Here is a 15,306-nt window from a genome sequence, read left to right on the forward strand (position 1 = left end):
TAGTCAGCAAATTTAGGCTGATAGCGCCTAAGTTTATCAGGCGCTACACTTTCGGTCAGCTTATTCTGCTGATTCCTGCTGTGCTGGAGCTTCTTCGCCAGCAACAGCTTCTTTCATGCTCAGGCGAATACGGCCTTGACGGTCGATTTCTAACACCTTAACAGGAACTTCTTGACCCATTTGCAGGTAGTCAGTCACTTTCTCTACACGCTTGTCAGCGATTTGTGAAATGTGAACCAGACCTTCCTTACCGCCACCGATAGCAACGAATGCACCGAAGTCAACGATACGAGTCACTTTACCTTGGTAGATACGACCCACTTCAACTTCTGCAGTGATGTCTTCGATGCGACGAATTGCTTCTTTCGCTTTCAGGCCATCAGTTGCTGCGATTTTCACAGTACCGTCATCTTCGATCTCGATAGTTGTGCCTGTTTCTTCCGTTAATGCACGGATAACAGAACCACCTTTACCGATGACATCTTTGATCTTGTCTGGGTTGATACGGATGGTGTAAATGCGTGGAGCGAACTCAGAGATCTCTTCACGTGGGCCATTGATAGCTTGTTCCATTGTGCCAAGGATATGCAGACGCGCACCTTTAGCTTGGTTCAGAGCCACTTGCATGATTTCGCGAGTGATACCTTCGATTTTGATATCCATTTGCAGTGCGCTGATACCGTCACGGCTACCCGCTACTTTAAAGTCCATATCACCTAAGTGGTCTTCATCACCTAAGATGTCAGACAGAACAACGAAATCGTCACCTTCTTTCACCAGACCCATCGCGATACCCGCAACAGCAGCTTTAATTGGTACACCAGCATCCATCAGAGCCAGAGACGCACCACATACAGATGCCATTGAAGAAGAACCGTTAGATTCCGTGATTTCAGAAACAACACGTACTGTGTACGGGAATTCTGCTTGTGAAGGCATTACTGCCAGCACACCACGTTTCGCTAAGCGACCGTGACCAATTTCACGACGTTTAGGTGAACCAACCATACCAGTCTCACCAACAGAGTATGGAGGGAAGTTGTAGTGGAATAAGAAGCGGTCAGTGTATTCGCCCATTAATTGGTCGATAACCTGTGCATCACGCTCAGTACCTAATGTTGCAGTAACCAGCGCCTGAGTTTCACCACGGGTGAACAGTGCAGAACCGTGAGTACGTGGCAGAACACCAGTACGAACGTCCAACGCACGAACCATGTCTTTCTCACGGCCATCGATACGTGGCTCACCACGGATAACGCGGCTACGAACAACTTGTTTCTCTAAGTGAGCAAGAATGTCTGACACTTCAGAAACATCGACGTTCTCATCTTCAGCAACCAGAGTTGCAATCACTTCGTCTTTGATCAGGTCAACTTGAGCATAACGCTCTTGTTTCTCAGTGATACGGTAAGCATCGCCCATACGGCTTTCAGCCAGTGCAGCAACGCGATCGTTCAGAGCTTGGTTAACTGGCTCTGGTTGCCAATCCCATTTCTCTTTACCCGCTTCTTTGACTAATTCATTGATGTTCTGGATAACAACTTGTTGTTGATCGTGACCGAACACAACTGCACCCAGCATTTGCTCTTCGCTTAACAGTTCAGCTTCTGACTCAACCATTAATACTGCGCTGTCAGTACCTGCAACCACTAAATCCAGACGGCTTGATTTTAATTCATCAGCAGTTGGGTTCAGAACATATTGGTCATTGATAAAACCAACACGTGCAGCACCAATAGGACCATTGAATGGAACACCAGACAGTGCCAGTGCAGCAGATGCACCGATCATCGCAACGATATCTGGGTTAACTTGTGGGTTAACAGAAACAACGGTAGCAATGATTTGGATTTCGTTCAGGAAGCCTTCTGGGAACAGAGGACGTAATGGACGGTCAATCAGACGTGCAACTAAGGTTTCGCCTTCACCAGGACGGCCTTCACGACGGAAGAAGCTACCTGGAATACGACCTGCAGCGTAAGTACGCTCTTGGTAGTTTACTGTTAAAGGGAAGAAATCTTGCCCTTCTTTAACTTTTTTCTGTGCCACAGCAGTCACGAATACTGCAGTGTCATCCATGTTTACCATCACCGCCGCCGTTGCTTGGCGTGCGATCATGCCTGTTTCTAATGTTACGGTATGCTGGCCATACTGGAACTTACGAACAATAGGATTTAACAAAATATTACCCTTTTTGTAAGGCTACGAGAGATTCTCAGGTAGCATGGTTTATTTTCTGACTACAGCCTCGCGACTAATGAGAGGATTGATATTCCAATCATCAATTCTCTCATTAGCCGCGCGAATACGGATGTAGTTTTAAGTGGTTTTAATTAAAACAGTCAATTATCGATAATAGCTTAACATTTTAGTTAAGTATAATTCGAGTATTACTTCAACTTTCAATTAACTTTTAGAAGAAAAGGGGCCATTTGGCCCCTTTCCTCTGAAACTGACAAGATTAACGACGCAGACCCAGACGCTCGATCAGCGCTGTGTAACGTGCGATATCTTTACCTTTCAGGTAAGCTTGTAAACGACGACGCTGAGCAACCATACGCAGCAGACCACGACGGCTGTGGTGATCTTTTTTGTGCTCAGAGAAGTGACCTTGCAGGTGATTGATTTGAGCTGTCAGCAGAGCGATTTGAACTTCGCTTGAACCCGTGTCATTTTCACCGCGGCCGAATTCAGCAACGATCTTCGCTTTCGCTTCAGTACTTAGAGACATAATAAACTCCAAAATAATATAAATTTAAGTGATGAGAGCCAATCTCTAATTTAGCATCTCAAGATTTAGCGCCGTCATTCTACGCTGCTTAGAGCAGCAAAGCAATAAGCGCCATTATGCGGACGGTTCATTTTCAACGACCAAGCGCTTTGGTGCAATACGTCCATCTTCACTAATCAGAGCGATACCGATAAACCGCTGCTCTGAACCACAAGTGACACGGATCATGTCGCCTTCCACTAGGTCTTTTACATCACCGCGTACAGGTTGACCCTGTTTGAAATACGCGGCTGTTTCCTCAGTAATATTCACTGCAGGAAAATGAACCACTGCGGTATCCATTGGCAATAATAGCGAATCGAGTAAGGATTCAAATGAGCCTTCTCCCGCATCCACTTTTGCCCGCAAAGCAGCTAATTGTTCCAACGTGACCATGCGGTCATAAGGATAATTTGCGACTTGCACACGACGCAGATAAGTCACATGCGCACCACATCCCAACATTTCACCTAAATCATCAATGATAGTTCGAATATAGGTGCCTTTAGAACAGTGAATTTCCAGTTCTAATTCATTGTTATCACAACGAATAAACTGAAGTTCATACACTGTAATTGGGCGGGCTTCACGCTCTACCGTAATACCTTTACGTGCGTATTCATATAATGGGCGCCCTTGGTGTTTCAGCGCTGAATACATGGAAGGAACTTGCAGTGTATCTCCACGAAAATGTTCGAGGGCTTCTTCAAGTTGCTGTGCCGTAAAAGTGATATCGCGTTCACTGATGATTTCGCCGTGAGAATCAGAAGTATCCGTTCGTTGTCCAAGGCGTGCAATCACCCGATAGCGCTTATCTGAATCGAGTAAAAACTGTGAGAATTTCGTCGCTTCACCAAGGCAGACTGGCAACATGCCTGTCGCTAGTGGGTCAAGTGCCCCCGTATGCCCAGCTTTATTTGCGTTGAAAAAGCGCCGCACTTTTTGCAGCGCATCGTTTGAGGAAATATCGGTGGGCTTATCTAACAGCACAACGCCGTCAATATTGCGCCCGCTACGACGACGCCCCATTATTTTTCCTCTTTACTATCTGTACCTGCACGACGCTCTTCGTCATTACGAATCACGTTCGATACTAAGTTAGACATACGCATGCCATCAACTAATGAATTGTCATATTCAAACGTTAACTCAGGAATAATACGTAAACGCATTGCTTTTCCCAGTAATGAACGAATGAAACCTGACGCTTCATTTAATGCTTTAATGCCGTCTGCAACCATCTCTTCTTCACTTTTTTCATTCGCAAAGTTGAAGAAAGTGACGAAGACTTTACCGTATGCCAGATCCCGTGACAGCTCTACGCCAGAAACGGTTGCCATGCCAATACGGGGATCTTTGATTTCGCGCTGCAAGATAATTGCAATTTCTTTTTGCATTTCTTGAGCTACGCGCTGAGAACGACTGAATTCTTTTGCCATCGTTAATCTCCTGACAATAAAGGGGGCAATAGCCCCCTCATTAATACTATTTTGTCACCACGATACTTCGTGGGTACTCACAAAATTAACCGTCGATTGAACGTTTAACTTCGATAACTTCAAAGACTTCGATCATATCGCCGACACGGACATCGTTGTAGTTCTTAACACCGATACCACATTCCATACCGTTACGAACTTCGCTAACGTCATCTTTAAAGCGACGCAGTGATTCCAGCTCACCTTCGTAGATAACCACGTTATCACGCAGAACACGGATTGGGTTATTACGCTTGATGGTACCTTCAGTAACCATACAACCAGCAACTGCACCGAATTTCGGTGATTTGAACACATCACGGACTTCTGCAAGACCCATGATTTGCTGTTTGTATTCAGGTGCCAACATACCGCTCATCGCTTGTTTGATTTCATCAATCAGGCTATAGATGACGGAGTAGTAACGTAAATCAACGCTTTCGCTTTCAACGACGCGACGAGCAGATGCATCGGCACGGACGTTAAAGCCAAGAATGATCGCATTAGAAGCTGCAGCCAGAGTTGCATCAGTTTCAGTAATACCACCCACGCCAGAACCGATGATTTTGATTTTAACTTCATCAGTTGACAGTTTCATCAGAGAGTCAGTGATAGCTTCACAGGTACCTTGAACGTCAGTTTTCAGTACGATATTCAGTTCAGAAACTTTACCTTCTTCCATGTTAGCAAACATGTTTTCCAGTTTAGATTTCTGCTGACGAGCTAATTTCACATCACGGAATTTACCTTGACGATACAGGGCAACTTCACGTGCTTTTTTCTCATCACGAACAACTGTCGCTTCATCACCCGCTGAAGGAACGCTGGACAGACCCAGGATCTCAACTGGCATTGAAGGGCCGGCAGACAGAACTTCTTTACCTAATTCGTTGCGCATTGCACGAATACGGCCATATTCAAATCCACACAGTACGATGTCGCCTTTGTTCAATGTACCTTCTTGAACTAAGATAGTTGCCACTGGGCCACGACCTTTGTCTAGGTAAGATTCAACAACCACACCGCTTGCCATGCCTGCATATACCGCTTTCAGTTCTAAAACTTCAGCTTGCAGCAAGATAGCATCTAACAGTTCATCGATACCGGTACCTACTTTCGCAGACACACCGATAAACTGAGTGTCACCGCCCCACTCTTCAGAAATAACGCCGTACTGAGAGAGCTCATTTCTGACGCGATCTGGGTCAGCTTCTGGTTTATCCATTTTGTTGACCGCAACAACGATTGGCACACCTGCTGCTTTCGCATGCTGGATAGCTTCGATTGTTTGTGGCATAACACCATCATCCGCAGCAACAACCAGAACAACGATATCCGTCGCCTGAGCACCACGAGCACGCATTGATGTAAACGCAGCGTGACCTGGGGTGTCTAAGAAGGTGATCATACCTTTGTCAGTTTGAACGTGGTATGCACCGATGTGCTGAGTAATACCACCTGCTTCGCCAGATGCTACTTTCGTTGAACGAATGTAGTCCAGTAAAGAGGTTTTACCGTGGTCAACGTGACCCATGATGGTAACAACTGGCGCGCGAGCTTCTTTAACTGCTGAGCCAGTGTCACGGTCGTTCATTACCGATTCTTCTAACTCATTCTCACGACGCAGAATAACTTTGTGACCCATTTCTTCTGCAACTAATTGTGCAGTTTCTTGGTCAATCACTTGGTTGATGGTTGCCATTGCACCCATTTTCATCATCGTTTTGATGACTTGGGAGCCTTTAACTGCCATCTTGTTAGCTAATTCGCCAACAGTGATAGTTTCGCCGATAACAACGTCACGGTTTACCGCTGCAACTGGTTTGGTGAAGCTTTGTTGTAAAGAGCTGCCTTTACGTTGCTTACCTTTAGTGCGACCTGAGCGACCAGCGGCGCGTTCTTCTTCGCGATCCGCTTTTTCAGAAAGTTTGTTGCCTTTCTTTTGACGAGGTGCTTTAGCAGAACGGTTACGAGAACGACGACCTTCTTCTTTCTCATCACTTTCATCTTCCGCCGCACGTGCGTGGGTAGATGTTGTTGTGTGATAATCGCTGTCATCTTCAGATTTGCTATCTGAGTTCCAGTCTTCGCCTTTTTCTTCAGCCATTTTACGGGCTTCTTCAGCAACACGGCGCGCATCAGCTTCAACTTTACGTTGAGTTTCTTCTTCCGCTTTGCGTTTCAGTTCAGCAGCTTCGGCTTCAAGACGCTGTTTGTCAGCGTTACTTTCGGTTGCCGCTTTGCTTGGTTTTTGATTTTCGCTTTGTTTCACTTTTTCTCTTTCCGCTACTTCGCGCGTAGCTTTATCAGCTGCTTCACGTTTTGCTTTCTCTTCGGCTTCACGTTTTGCGTTAGCTTCCGCGTCACGTTTTGCAGCATCTTCTGCTGCACGTTTCGCTTCTGCTTCACGTTTTGCCAGTTCCTCAGCTTCGCGCTGTGCTTGCTCTTCCGCTTCACGCTGCGCCTGCTCTTCCGCTTGCGCTTCTTCAGCGTCGCGGTTCACATAAGTGCGTTTTTTGCGGACTTCAACATTTACCGATTTGCTTTTGCCACCGGTGACTGGAACACTCAGCGTACTACGAGTTTTACGCTGTAATGTTAACTTACTTGGCTGCCCCGCTGCTCCGCCTTGTTCACGGTTTAAGTGGTTCAGTAAAGTTTCTTTCTCAGTCTGGCTAACAGAGTCATTCGTACCTTTCGTGATCCCTGCTTCAGCAAATTGCTGTACCAGGCGCTCAACTGTGGTTTGAATTTCCGTTGCCAGTGATTTTACAGTTTCTGTCATGCCGTTCCTTCCTGCTACAGTGTTTACGCATCGTTTCCGAACCAGCAAATATTACGTGCTGCCATAATGAGTTCGCCTGCTTTCTCATTATTCAGACCTTCGATATCAATCAGGTCGTCGATGCCCTGCTCAGCAAGATCTTCCAGTGTACAGATACCGTGAGTAGCCAAATTATAGGCCAGAGTACGATCCATACCATCAAGATTCAACAAATCTTCTGCTGGCTGATTATCACCCAAGCTCTCTTTTTGAGCTAGTTCAATTGTGGTGAGGGCAGCTTTTGCTCTTTCACGTAGAACTTCAACGGTTTCTTCATCAAGACCGTCAATTTCCAGAAGTTCTTTAATAGGCACGTAAGCCAGTTCTTCTAATGTCGAGAAGCCTTCTTCAACAAGTGTTGTAGCAAACTCTTCATCAATATCTAGATGCTTAGTGAATGTTTCAATAGAAGCGTGTGCTTCTGCCTGATGTTTTGCATTCAGCTCTTCCGCAGTCATGACATTCAGTTCCCACTTGTCATCACCACGATGGATTTTCAGTAACTGAGCCGCTAAGCGAACGTTTTGTCCATTACGTCCAATTGCTTGCGCTAAGTTGCTGCTTTCAACGGCAACATCCATCGTACAGTTGTCTTCATCAACCACAATAGATGCCACATCAGCCGGAGCCATAGCATTAATAACGAATTGCGCTGGGTTATCATCCCATAACACAATGTCGATTCTCTCGCCGCCTAACTCACTAGAGACAGCTTGAACACGAGCACCGCGCATACCAACGCAAGCACCAACTGGGTCGATACGTTTGTCGTTAGTTTTTACTGCGATTTTTGCACGAGAACCTGGATCGCGAGCTGCTGCTTTGATCTCGATGATCTCTTCGCCAATTTCTGGTACTTCGATGCGGAATAATTCAACCAGCATCTCTGGACGAGAACGAGTCACAAAAAGCTGTGCGCCGCGCGCTTCAGGACGAACATCATACAGGACGCCGCGAATACGGTCACCTGGACGGAAGTTTTCACGTGGTAGCATATCTTCGCGCAGGATCACAGCTTCTGCGTTATTACCTAAATCTAAGGTAATGTTTTCACGGTTAACTTTTTTAACCTGAGCAGTGATGATTTCACCTTGTTGCTCACGGAATTGGTCAACCACCATCGCACGCTCAGCTTCACGTACTTTTTGTACGATAACTTGCTTCGCGGTTTGCGTGGTAATACGGTCAAATACAACAGATTCGATTTGGTCTTCAACGTATTCGCCTAACTGCAATTCAGGATCTTCGAATTGTGCAGCTTCCAGTGTAATTTCACGGGTTGGCATTGTGACTTCTTCGACAATCACCCAACGACGGAAAGTATCAAAATCACCGGATTTACGGTCGATTTCTACGCGAACATCAATCTCTTGCTCATATTTCTTTTTAGTTGCTGTCGCCAGCGCAGTTTCCAGAGCCTCGAAGATTTTTTCACGAGGGAGGGATTTTTCGTTAGAAACCGCTTCAACAACAGCCAGAATTTCTTTGTTCATCCTAGTTGCCTCATTGAACTTAATTAAAAGTGTGGTACCAAGTTAGCTTTCTGGATGTTGCCGAGGGCGAACACCTCATCCTTACCATCTACAGTAACCGTAATCATTTCACCATCAACGGCTTTGATAATGCCTTGCCATCTACGACGGTTCTGCATCGCGATACGCAGTGACAGAGCCACTTCTTCACCCATAAAACGCTCATAATGAGCAATGGTGAACAGTGGACGTTCCATACCCGGTGACGATATTTCAAGGTTATAAATCACAGAAATTGGATCTTCGACATCCAATACTGCACTTACTTGATGGCTGACATCAGCACAGTCATCAACAGTGATGCCTTCTTCACTATCAATGAAAATACGCAGTGTCGACGTGCGCCCGCGAACAAATTCTAAGCCGACAAATTCAAAGCCTAGTGCTTCCACTGGTGCAGAAACCATCTCTGTTAATTTTTGCTCTAATGTGGACAAGCCCACCCCCAGACATAAAAAAAGGGCATAAAGCCCAGTTAATTCGATTGTCAAATAACAAAAAACCCCGAAATTCGGGGCTTTTGTAACTGGACCCATAGTACATGGGTTTACCGTGCTCTTAGTATACCTTGAAAATCTAGATAAATCGATGAGAAATTACGATAACGATATCTGATATTGTTGCGACAAGATATGTATGACTAAGAGAAATGGTTGCGGGAGCTGGATTTGAACCAACGACCTTCGGGTTATGAGCCCGACGAGCTACCATGCTGCTCCATCCCGCGTTCGAAACGTGACTATTTTACACTGACTATTGTGAGTTCACAAGTCGTCTAAAATAATGGTGCCGAGGACGGGACTTGAACCCGTACGCCCGTTTTGTAGGCACTACCACCTCAAGGTAGCGTGTATACCAATTTCACCACCTCGGCACTGAGGCGAGGTTACTAATTTCACAATCAATAACCTCAAATTTTTAACTTCTTACTACTTTACTGCTAATGAAGACATAATGTCGTCATTCGGAATCCCGAACACTTAACGAGGAATATCGCTCGCTGGTGTCGCTGGTGCTGCCGGAACGTCTGTTGGTTGCTCGACTTTTGCCGGTTCGCTAATGTTTTCCCATTTACTACCTGCACCAGTTCCATATTTATTGGCAGTCATGTTGCCAAGAATTAAACTGATGATGAAAAACACAGCAGCCAAGATTCCAGTCATACGGGTCATGAAGTTACCTGAGCCCGATGAACCAAACAGTGTTGCAGAAGCGCCCGCACCGAATGATGCACCCATGTCAGCACCTTTACCTTGCTGTAACATGACCAGACCAATTAGGCCGATAGCCGCGAGCAAGAAAACAACTAAAAGAGCTATATACATTTGAGTTACCTATTCAGTTACGGCGCATAGCCTATGCTATGACCCTTATACTGCACACCTACTCAAAACATTATTACAGAATTGAGCAGGTGCGAATACTAACCAAAGCTGAGCCGACAAGCAAGTCTATTTTGATTTCATTTAACTATTTGAAGAAAAAAACAGCAAACTATCGAAATAATGCTCAACTCGGTTATTCGCCTCCCTCCAGCTAATTTTTATCCGCTAAAGGGAGAATGTACGGCATTAACCTGCCGCTTTAACTGCATCAGCAATACGGTTCGCCATTTCGGTGACAGTTTCTTCGTTTTCACCTTCAACCATGACACGAATCAGCGGTTCAGTACCTGATTTTCTCAGCAATACGCGACCTTTGCCGGCTAACTCTTTTTCCACTTGCTCATTTGCTGCAATAACAGCATCACTTTGCAGAGGATCATGTTTGCCTTTAAAGCGTACGTTGACCAGAATTTGAGGTAGGAGCTTCATACCGCTGCATAAATCGTGCAGGCTCATATGGTTACGCACCATGGCACTCAGTACTTGCAGACCCGCAACAATACCGTCGCCTGTTGTGGTTTTATCTAATAAAATCACATGACCTGAGTTTTCAGCTCCCATGCGCCAGCCTTTTTCTTGGAGTTTTTCCAGAACATAACGGTCGCCCACTTTTGCACGCTCAAATGGAATACCCAGCTGTTTCAGCGCGATTTCTAACCCCATATTGCTCATCAGTGTACCCACAACGCCACCTTTTAACTGACCTTGACGCAGTGCTTCACGAGCAATGATATACAGAATTTGGTCGCCATCGACTTTATTACCTTGATGATCGACCATGATGATACGGTCACCGTCACCATCAAATGCTAAACCTACATCCGCTTTTTCTGCCAGAACACGCTCTTGCAGCTTACGAACGTCGGTTGCACCACATTCTTCGTTGATATTGATCCCATTAGGATCACAGCCCATTGTGATGACTTGCGCGCCTAATTCGCTAAATACGTTAGGTGCGATGTGGTAGGTTGCGCCGTTCGCACAGTCTAAAACCACTTTGAGGCTGTTTAAGCTTTGCTCGTTCGGGAATGTCCCTTTACAGAATTCAATGTAGCGCCCTGCAGCATCGACGATACGGTTCGCACGACCCAGCTCCGCAGATTCAACGCAAGTGATTGGTTTTTCCATTTCCGCTTCAATGGCTTCTTCAACTTCGTCAGGCAGTTTAGTCCCGTCGATAGAGAAGAATTTGATCCCATTATCATAATAAGGGTTGTGGGAAGCTGAAATGACGATCCCAGCCTCAGCGCGGAAAGTACGAGTTAAATAAGCCACTGCTGGCGTTGGCATTGGACCCGTGAAGGAAGCAGATAACCCTGCTGCAGCTAAGCCAGCTTCTAATGAGGATTCCAGCATATAGCCAGAAATACGCGTATCTTTACCAATGATAATTTTACGTGAGCCGTGACGAGCCAGTACTTTACCCGCTGCCCAGCCTAATTTTAAAACAAAATCAGGTGTAATTGGGCTATCGCCCACTTTGCCACGGATACCATCAGTACCAAAATATTTACGGTTACTCATACGCTAATTTTTCCTTTTCTGACAGAGTCATCTGAACGACTTGCATTGCTTGTACTGTCTCTTTCACATCATGAACTCGGATAATTTGCGCTCCTTGCATTGCCGCAATAGTGGCACACGCTAAGCTACCCGCTAGACGTTCTTGAGGTGGAACATTTAATAATTGTCCAATCATAGATTTTCGTGACATCCCTGCCAAGAGTGGTAGTCCGAAATCATGAAATTGATCTAAATGCGCTAGTAACTGGTAATTATGCGACAGGTTCTTACCAAAACCAAAGCCTGGATCGAGGATTATTTGCTGTTTATCAATTCCCGCCTTCACACAGCGCTCAATCTCACGATCGAGATACTCTTTAACTTCTTTTACTACATCCACATAATCGGGGGCATCTTGCATGGTTCTTGGTTGACCTTGCATGTGCATAATGCAAACAGGCAACCCTAGTTTTGCAGCCACTGCAAGGGAGTCTTCTTCATGTAACGAGCGGATATCATTAATAATATGCATCCCAGCTTTCGCGGCCTCATCCATTACTTGGGCTTTTGAAGTGTCTACAGAGATCCAAACATCAAAACGTTTTGCAATCGCTTCCACTACTGGTACAACGCGGTCGAGCTCTTCACTGACAGAAACTTCAGCCGCACCAGGTCGAGTTGACTCGCCGCCAATATCAATAATTGTTGCCCCTTCTTGTACCATTTTGGCGACATGGTCTAGAGCATCATGATAACGATTATGAGTGCCACCATCTGAGAATGAATCAGGAGTAACATTCAAAATCCCCATCACTTGAGGAGTGGATAAGTCAAGGAGGCGACCTCGGGCTTTAATATGCATGATTATTTTTCCTTAACGTAAAAAACCCCAGTGACCTGGGGTTTTTAATTATTCAACTTATCACGATGGCTTACTGTGGCTTGCTATCGTTGTTATCGGATGAATTATTTTCATCAGATTTTTCAGTTGGCTCTTCTGGTTGAGTTTCAGCTGGCTTTGCTTCAGGTTTTGATGCGCTAGTCGCTGCACCAAATGAACCTGTCACATTATTCACTTTTTTATCCTCATCCCAGCCTGCTGGCGCACGTACTGGACGGCGGTTCATCAGGTCGTCAATCATTGGCATATCGATAGTTTCATATTTCAATAATGCATCTTTCATCGCATGCAGAATATCCATATTGTCAGTTAAGGTTTTATGTGCAACCTCATAACCACGGTCGATAATTGCTTTAATTTCTTCGTCAATGATGCGTGCAGTTTCATCTGAGTAAGTCGAGCTATGTCCTGAACGACCTAAGAATGCTGGGCCTTCTTCTTCAGAATATAACACTGGACCTAACTTGTCAGAAAAGCCCCACTGAGTCACCATTTTTCTCGCTGTGCTAGTTGCTTGCTGAATATCACCTGATGCGCCGGTTGAGATTTTGTCATAACCGTAGATCAGTTCTTCCGCAATACGACCGCCGTATGTACTTGCGATATTACCCTCTAATTTTTGACGGCTTGCACTGATTTGGTCGCCTTCAGGTAAGTAGAAAGTCACACCTAATGCACGACCGCGAGGAATAATAGTCACTTTATGAACAGGGTCATGCTCTGGCATTAAGTAACCAACAATTGCGTGTCCAGCTTCATGATAAGCAGTAGATTCTTTTTGCTCTTCAGTCATCATCAGTGAGCGATGCTCTGCACCCAGCCACACTTTATCACGCGCTCTTTCGAATTCAGCCATCGTTACAACGCGTTTATTTTCACGCGCTGCAAACAGTGCAGCTTCGTTCACTAAGTTAGCTAATTCCGCACCGGAGAAACCAGGTGTTGCACGAGCCAAGATAGTTGTATCAACCGCAGGGTCGATAGGCACACGACGCATATGAACTTTTAAGATTTGCTCACGACCACGAACATCAGGTAAACCAACCACAACTTGACGGTCAAAACGACCCGGACGCAATAATGCCGGATCCAGAACGTCAGCACGGTTAGTTGCCGCGATCACGATAATACCTTCGTTACCTTCGAAACCATCCATCTCAACCAGCATCTGGTTCAGTGTTTGCTCACGCTCATCGTGACCACCACCTAAACCGGCACCACGTTGACGACCAACAGCATCGATTTCATCGATAAAGATAATACAAGGCGCCGCTTTTTTTGCTTGTTCAAACATATCACGAACACGTGAAGCACCCACACCCACAAACATTTCCACGAAATCTGAACCGGAAATGGTAAAGAATGGTACTTTCGCTTCACCAGCAATAGCTTTAGCCAGTAATGTTTTACCTGTACCCGGCGGTCCTACCATCAGGACACCTTTAGGGATTTTACCACCGAGTTTTTGGAAACGAGCAGGTTCACGCAGGAAGTCTACGATCTCCCCCACTTCCTCTTTCGCTTCATCGCAACCCGCAACATCAGCAAATGTTGTTTTGATCTGATCTTCTGTCAGCATACGGGCTTTGCTTTTACCGAATGACATCGCCCCTTTACCGCCACCACCTTGCATTTGGCGCATAAAGAAGATCCAGACACCAATCAACAGCAGCATTGGGAACCAGGAAATGAAAATAGATGTCAGTAAGCTAGGTTCTTCTGGTGGTTCACCGACGACAGTAACATTCTTGTTTAACAAGGTGTCTAACAACTTCTCATCCTGCATAGGCAGATAAGTTGTGTAGCGGCTATTATCCGCTTTTCTGACGTTCAATTCACGACCTGTGATACGAACTTCACGTACCTGATCCTGGGCTAACTCATTGATAAACGTTGAATAATCAACTCTGCGACTATTCGAATCGCTTGGGCCAAAACTCTGGAACAAGGACATCAGAACAACTGCGATGACTAACCAGAGAATTAGGTTTTTCGCCATGTCACTCAAGGGATTAACCTCACCTTACAACTGTGTTAACAAATAACGCTCAGGGTACTATAGTTTTAGTCCTGTCGCTACAATGTATACTTCACGCGATCGTGCCCGCGAAGATTCGGGTTTACGAACTTTCACCTTCGTAAACAGGGAGCGGATATCCCTAAGGTATTCGTCAAAGCCTTCTCCCTGAAACACTTTAACGATAAAACTTCCCCCGGGAGCCAATACCGCACGGCACATATCCAATGCTAGTTCAACCAGATACATAGAGCGGGGAATATCCACTGCTGGTGTTCCGCTCATGTTTGGGGCCATGTCAGACATAACCACTTGTACTTTTTTATCGCCAACTCGCTCTAACAAAGCAGCCAGTACAGCTTCGTCACGAAAATCCCCTTGGAGGAAATCCACGCCGACGATTGGGTCCATTGGCAATAAGTCACAAGCAATAATACGACCATTGTGACCGATTTGGCCGACAACATATTGCGACCACCCACCAGGAGCAGCCCCTAAATCAACAACGGTCATACCTGGTTTAAAAATCTTATCACTTTGCTGGATTTCATCCAGTTTAAACCATGCACGCGAGCGGAGCCCTTTCTTTTGTGCTTGCTGAACATATTTATCACTAAAATGTTCTTGCAACCAACGACTGGAGCTTGCCGAACGTTTTTTATTGGCCATTGCACTTTCCAACTATACTAATAGAAATACATTTCCCGACATTCTTCAAGTTACAGGGAGTTAGCTTCATTTTTTCTACCCAAGTCACATAAATAGCGCTGTTTATCGGGAGAGTGTTAACGTGCTGCCTACTTGTCACTGGATTACTTTCGGGTAATCATTAGCTGCTTCTTTACCATCGAATAAGATTAATAGATGGTGATAGTGATCAGATGGCGGTAGAATAT

Annotated in this window: 12 protein-coding genes and 2 tRNA genes; all 14 read right to left on the reverse strand. The window is 45.4% G+C overall.

The genetic code is table 11. The features are described 5' to 3' along the window. Positions 1-60: 60 nt before the first annotated feature. The 14 genes from pnp to rlmE all read right to left on the reverse strand — a co-directional run bounded on the left by pnp (position 61) and on the right by rlmE (position 15,079). Positions 61-2,181, reverse strand: coding sequence for a polyribonucleotide nucleotidyltransferase (pnp, locus tag ACIH2S_RS17780; RefSeq protein ID WP_036949061.1), 2,121 nt, complete (start codon positions 2,179-2,181; stop codon positions 61-63). Between the two features lie 280 nt (positions 2,182-2,461). Continuing rightward, a complete protein-coding gene (gene rpsO / locus ACIH2S_RS17785) occupies positions 2,462-2,731 on the reverse strand; it encodes a 30S ribosomal protein S15 (RefSeq protein ID WP_006814502.1) in 270 nt (89 codons plus the stop codon). Between the two features lie 114 nt (positions 2,732-2,845). Then, complete coding sequence (truB, locus tag ACIH2S_RS17790) at positions 2,846-3,799, reverse strand: tRNA pseudouridine(55) synthase TruB (protein WP_108478823.1); 954 nt, start codon at positions 3,797-3,799, stop codon at positions 2,846-2,848. Further along, positions 3,799-4,209 (reverse strand): 30S ribosome-binding factor RbfA, encoded by a 411-nt coding sequence (gene rbfA / locus ACIH2S_RS17795; protein WP_036949056.1) that lies wholly within the window; start codon positions 4,207-4,209, stop codon positions 3,799-3,801. The genes truB and rbfA overlap by 1 nt, the downstream gene beginning before the upstream one ends. 85 nt (positions 4,210-4,294) lie before the next feature. Beyond that, a complete protein-coding gene (gene infB / locus ACIH2S_RS17800; RefSeq protein WP_036949054.1) occupies positions 4,295-7,033 on the reverse strand; it encodes a translation initiation factor IF-2 in 2,739 nt (912 codons plus the stop codon). A 23-nt stretch (positions 7,034-7,056) separates the two neighbouring features. Continuing rightward, complete coding sequence (gene nusA, locus ACIH2S_RS17805; RefSeq protein ID WP_036949051.1) at positions 7,057-8,565, reverse strand: transcription termination factor NusA; 1,509 nt, start codon at positions 8,563-8,565, stop codon at positions 7,057-7,059. 23 nt (positions 8,566-8,588) lie between these two features. Continuing rightward, entirely contained in the window at positions 8,589-9,041 is a 453-nt protein-coding gene (rimP, locus tag ACIH2S_RS17810) for a ribosome maturation factor RimP (RefSeq protein ID WP_006662411.1), read from the reverse strand. 213 nt (positions 9,042-9,254) lie between these two features. Then, positions 9,255-9,331: transfer RNA gene (locus ACIH2S_RS17815), tRNA-Met, on the reverse strand. Positions 9,332-9,388: 57 nt separating this feature from the next. Next, a tRNA-Leu gene (locus tag ACIH2S_RS17820) sits at positions 9,389-9,478 on the reverse strand. A 106-nt stretch (positions 9,479-9,584) separates the two neighbouring features. Then, on the reverse strand, positions 9,585-9,929 hold the full coding sequence (gene secG, locus ACIH2S_RS17825; protein ID WP_430247822.1) for a preprotein translocase subunit SecG: 345 nt from the start codon (positions 9,927-9,929) through the stop codon (positions 9,585-9,587). Between the two features lie 246 nt (positions 9,930-10,175). Continuing rightward, entirely contained in the window at positions 10,176-11,513 is a 1,338-nt protein-coding gene (glmM, locus tag ACIH2S_RS17830) for a phosphoglucosamine mutase (protein WP_036949046.1), read from the reverse strand. After that, the gene (folP, locus tag ACIH2S_RS17835; RefSeq protein ID WP_036949044.1) at positions 11,506-12,354 is read right to left on the reverse strand and encodes a dihydropteroate synthase; all 849 of its coding nucleotides are present in this window, start codon (positions 12,352-12,354) and stop codon (positions 11,506-11,508) included. Before folP ends, glmM begins: the two co-directional genes overlap by 8 nt. 70 nt (positions 12,355-12,424) lie before the next feature. Then, positions 12,425-14,392 carry an ATP-dependent zinc metalloprotease FtsH gene (ftsH, locus tag ACIH2S_RS17840; protein ID WP_036949042.1) on the reverse strand — a complete coding sequence of 656 codons (1,968 nt, stop codon included), beginning with the start codon at positions 14,390-14,392 and terminating at the stop codon, positions 12,425-12,427. A gap of 57 nt (positions 14,393-14,449) precedes the next feature. After that, a complete protein-coding gene (rlmE, locus tag ACIH2S_RS17845; RefSeq protein WP_036949039.1) occupies positions 14,450-15,079 on the reverse strand; it encodes a 23S rRNA (uridine(2552)-2'-O)-methyltransferase RlmE in 630 nt (209 codons plus the stop codon). Between the last annotated feature and the right edge of the window lie 227 nt (positions 15,080-15,306).

This window comes from Providencia lanzhouensis, assembly GCF_050469745.1.
GTDB classification, from domain to species: Bacteria; Pseudomonadota; Gammaproteobacteria; order Enterobacterales; family Enterobacteriaceae; genus Providencia; species Providencia lanzhouensis.

Excerpts from the sequence above, each read along its gene's own strand:
- rpsO (WP_006814502.1), bottom strand. The coding sequence starts at position 2,731 with ATGTCTCTAAGTACTGAAGCGAAAGCGAAGATCGTTGCTGAATTCGGC.
- glmM (WP_036949046.1), bottom strand. The coding sequence starts at position 11,513 with ATGAGTAACCGTAAATATTTTGGTACTGATGGTATCCGTGGCAAAGTG.
- rlmE (WP_036949039.1), bottom strand. The coding sequence starts at position 15,079 with ATGGCCAATAAAAAACGTTCGGCAAGCTCCAGTCGTTGGTTGCAAGAA.
- ftsH (WP_036949042.1), bottom strand. The coding sequence starts at position 14,392 with ATGGCGAAAAACCTAATTCTCTGGTTAGTCATCGCAGTTGTTCTGATG.
- rbfA (WP_036949056.1), bottom strand. The coding sequence starts at position 4,209 with ATGGCAAAAGAATTCAGTCGTTCTCAGCGCGTAGCTCAAGAAATGCAA.
- secG (WP_430247822.1), bottom strand. The coding sequence starts at position 9,929 with ATGTATATAGCTCTTTTAGTTGTTTTCTTGCTCGCGGCTATCGGCCTA.
- truB (WP_108478823.1), bottom strand. The coding sequence starts at position 3,799 with ATGGGGCGTCGTCGTAGCGGGCGCAATATTGACGGCGTTGTGCTGTTA.
- nusA (WP_036949051.1), bottom strand. The coding sequence starts at position 8,565 with ATGAACAAAGAAATTCTGGCTGTTGTTGAAGCGGTTTCTAACGAAAAA.
- folP (WP_036949044.1), bottom strand. The coding sequence starts at position 12,354 with ATGCATATTAAAGCCCGAGGTCGCCTCCTTGACTTATCCACTCCTCAA.
- infB (WP_036949054.1), bottom strand. The coding sequence starts at position 7,033 with ATGACAGAAACTGTAAAATCACTGGCAACGGAAATTCAAACCACAGTT.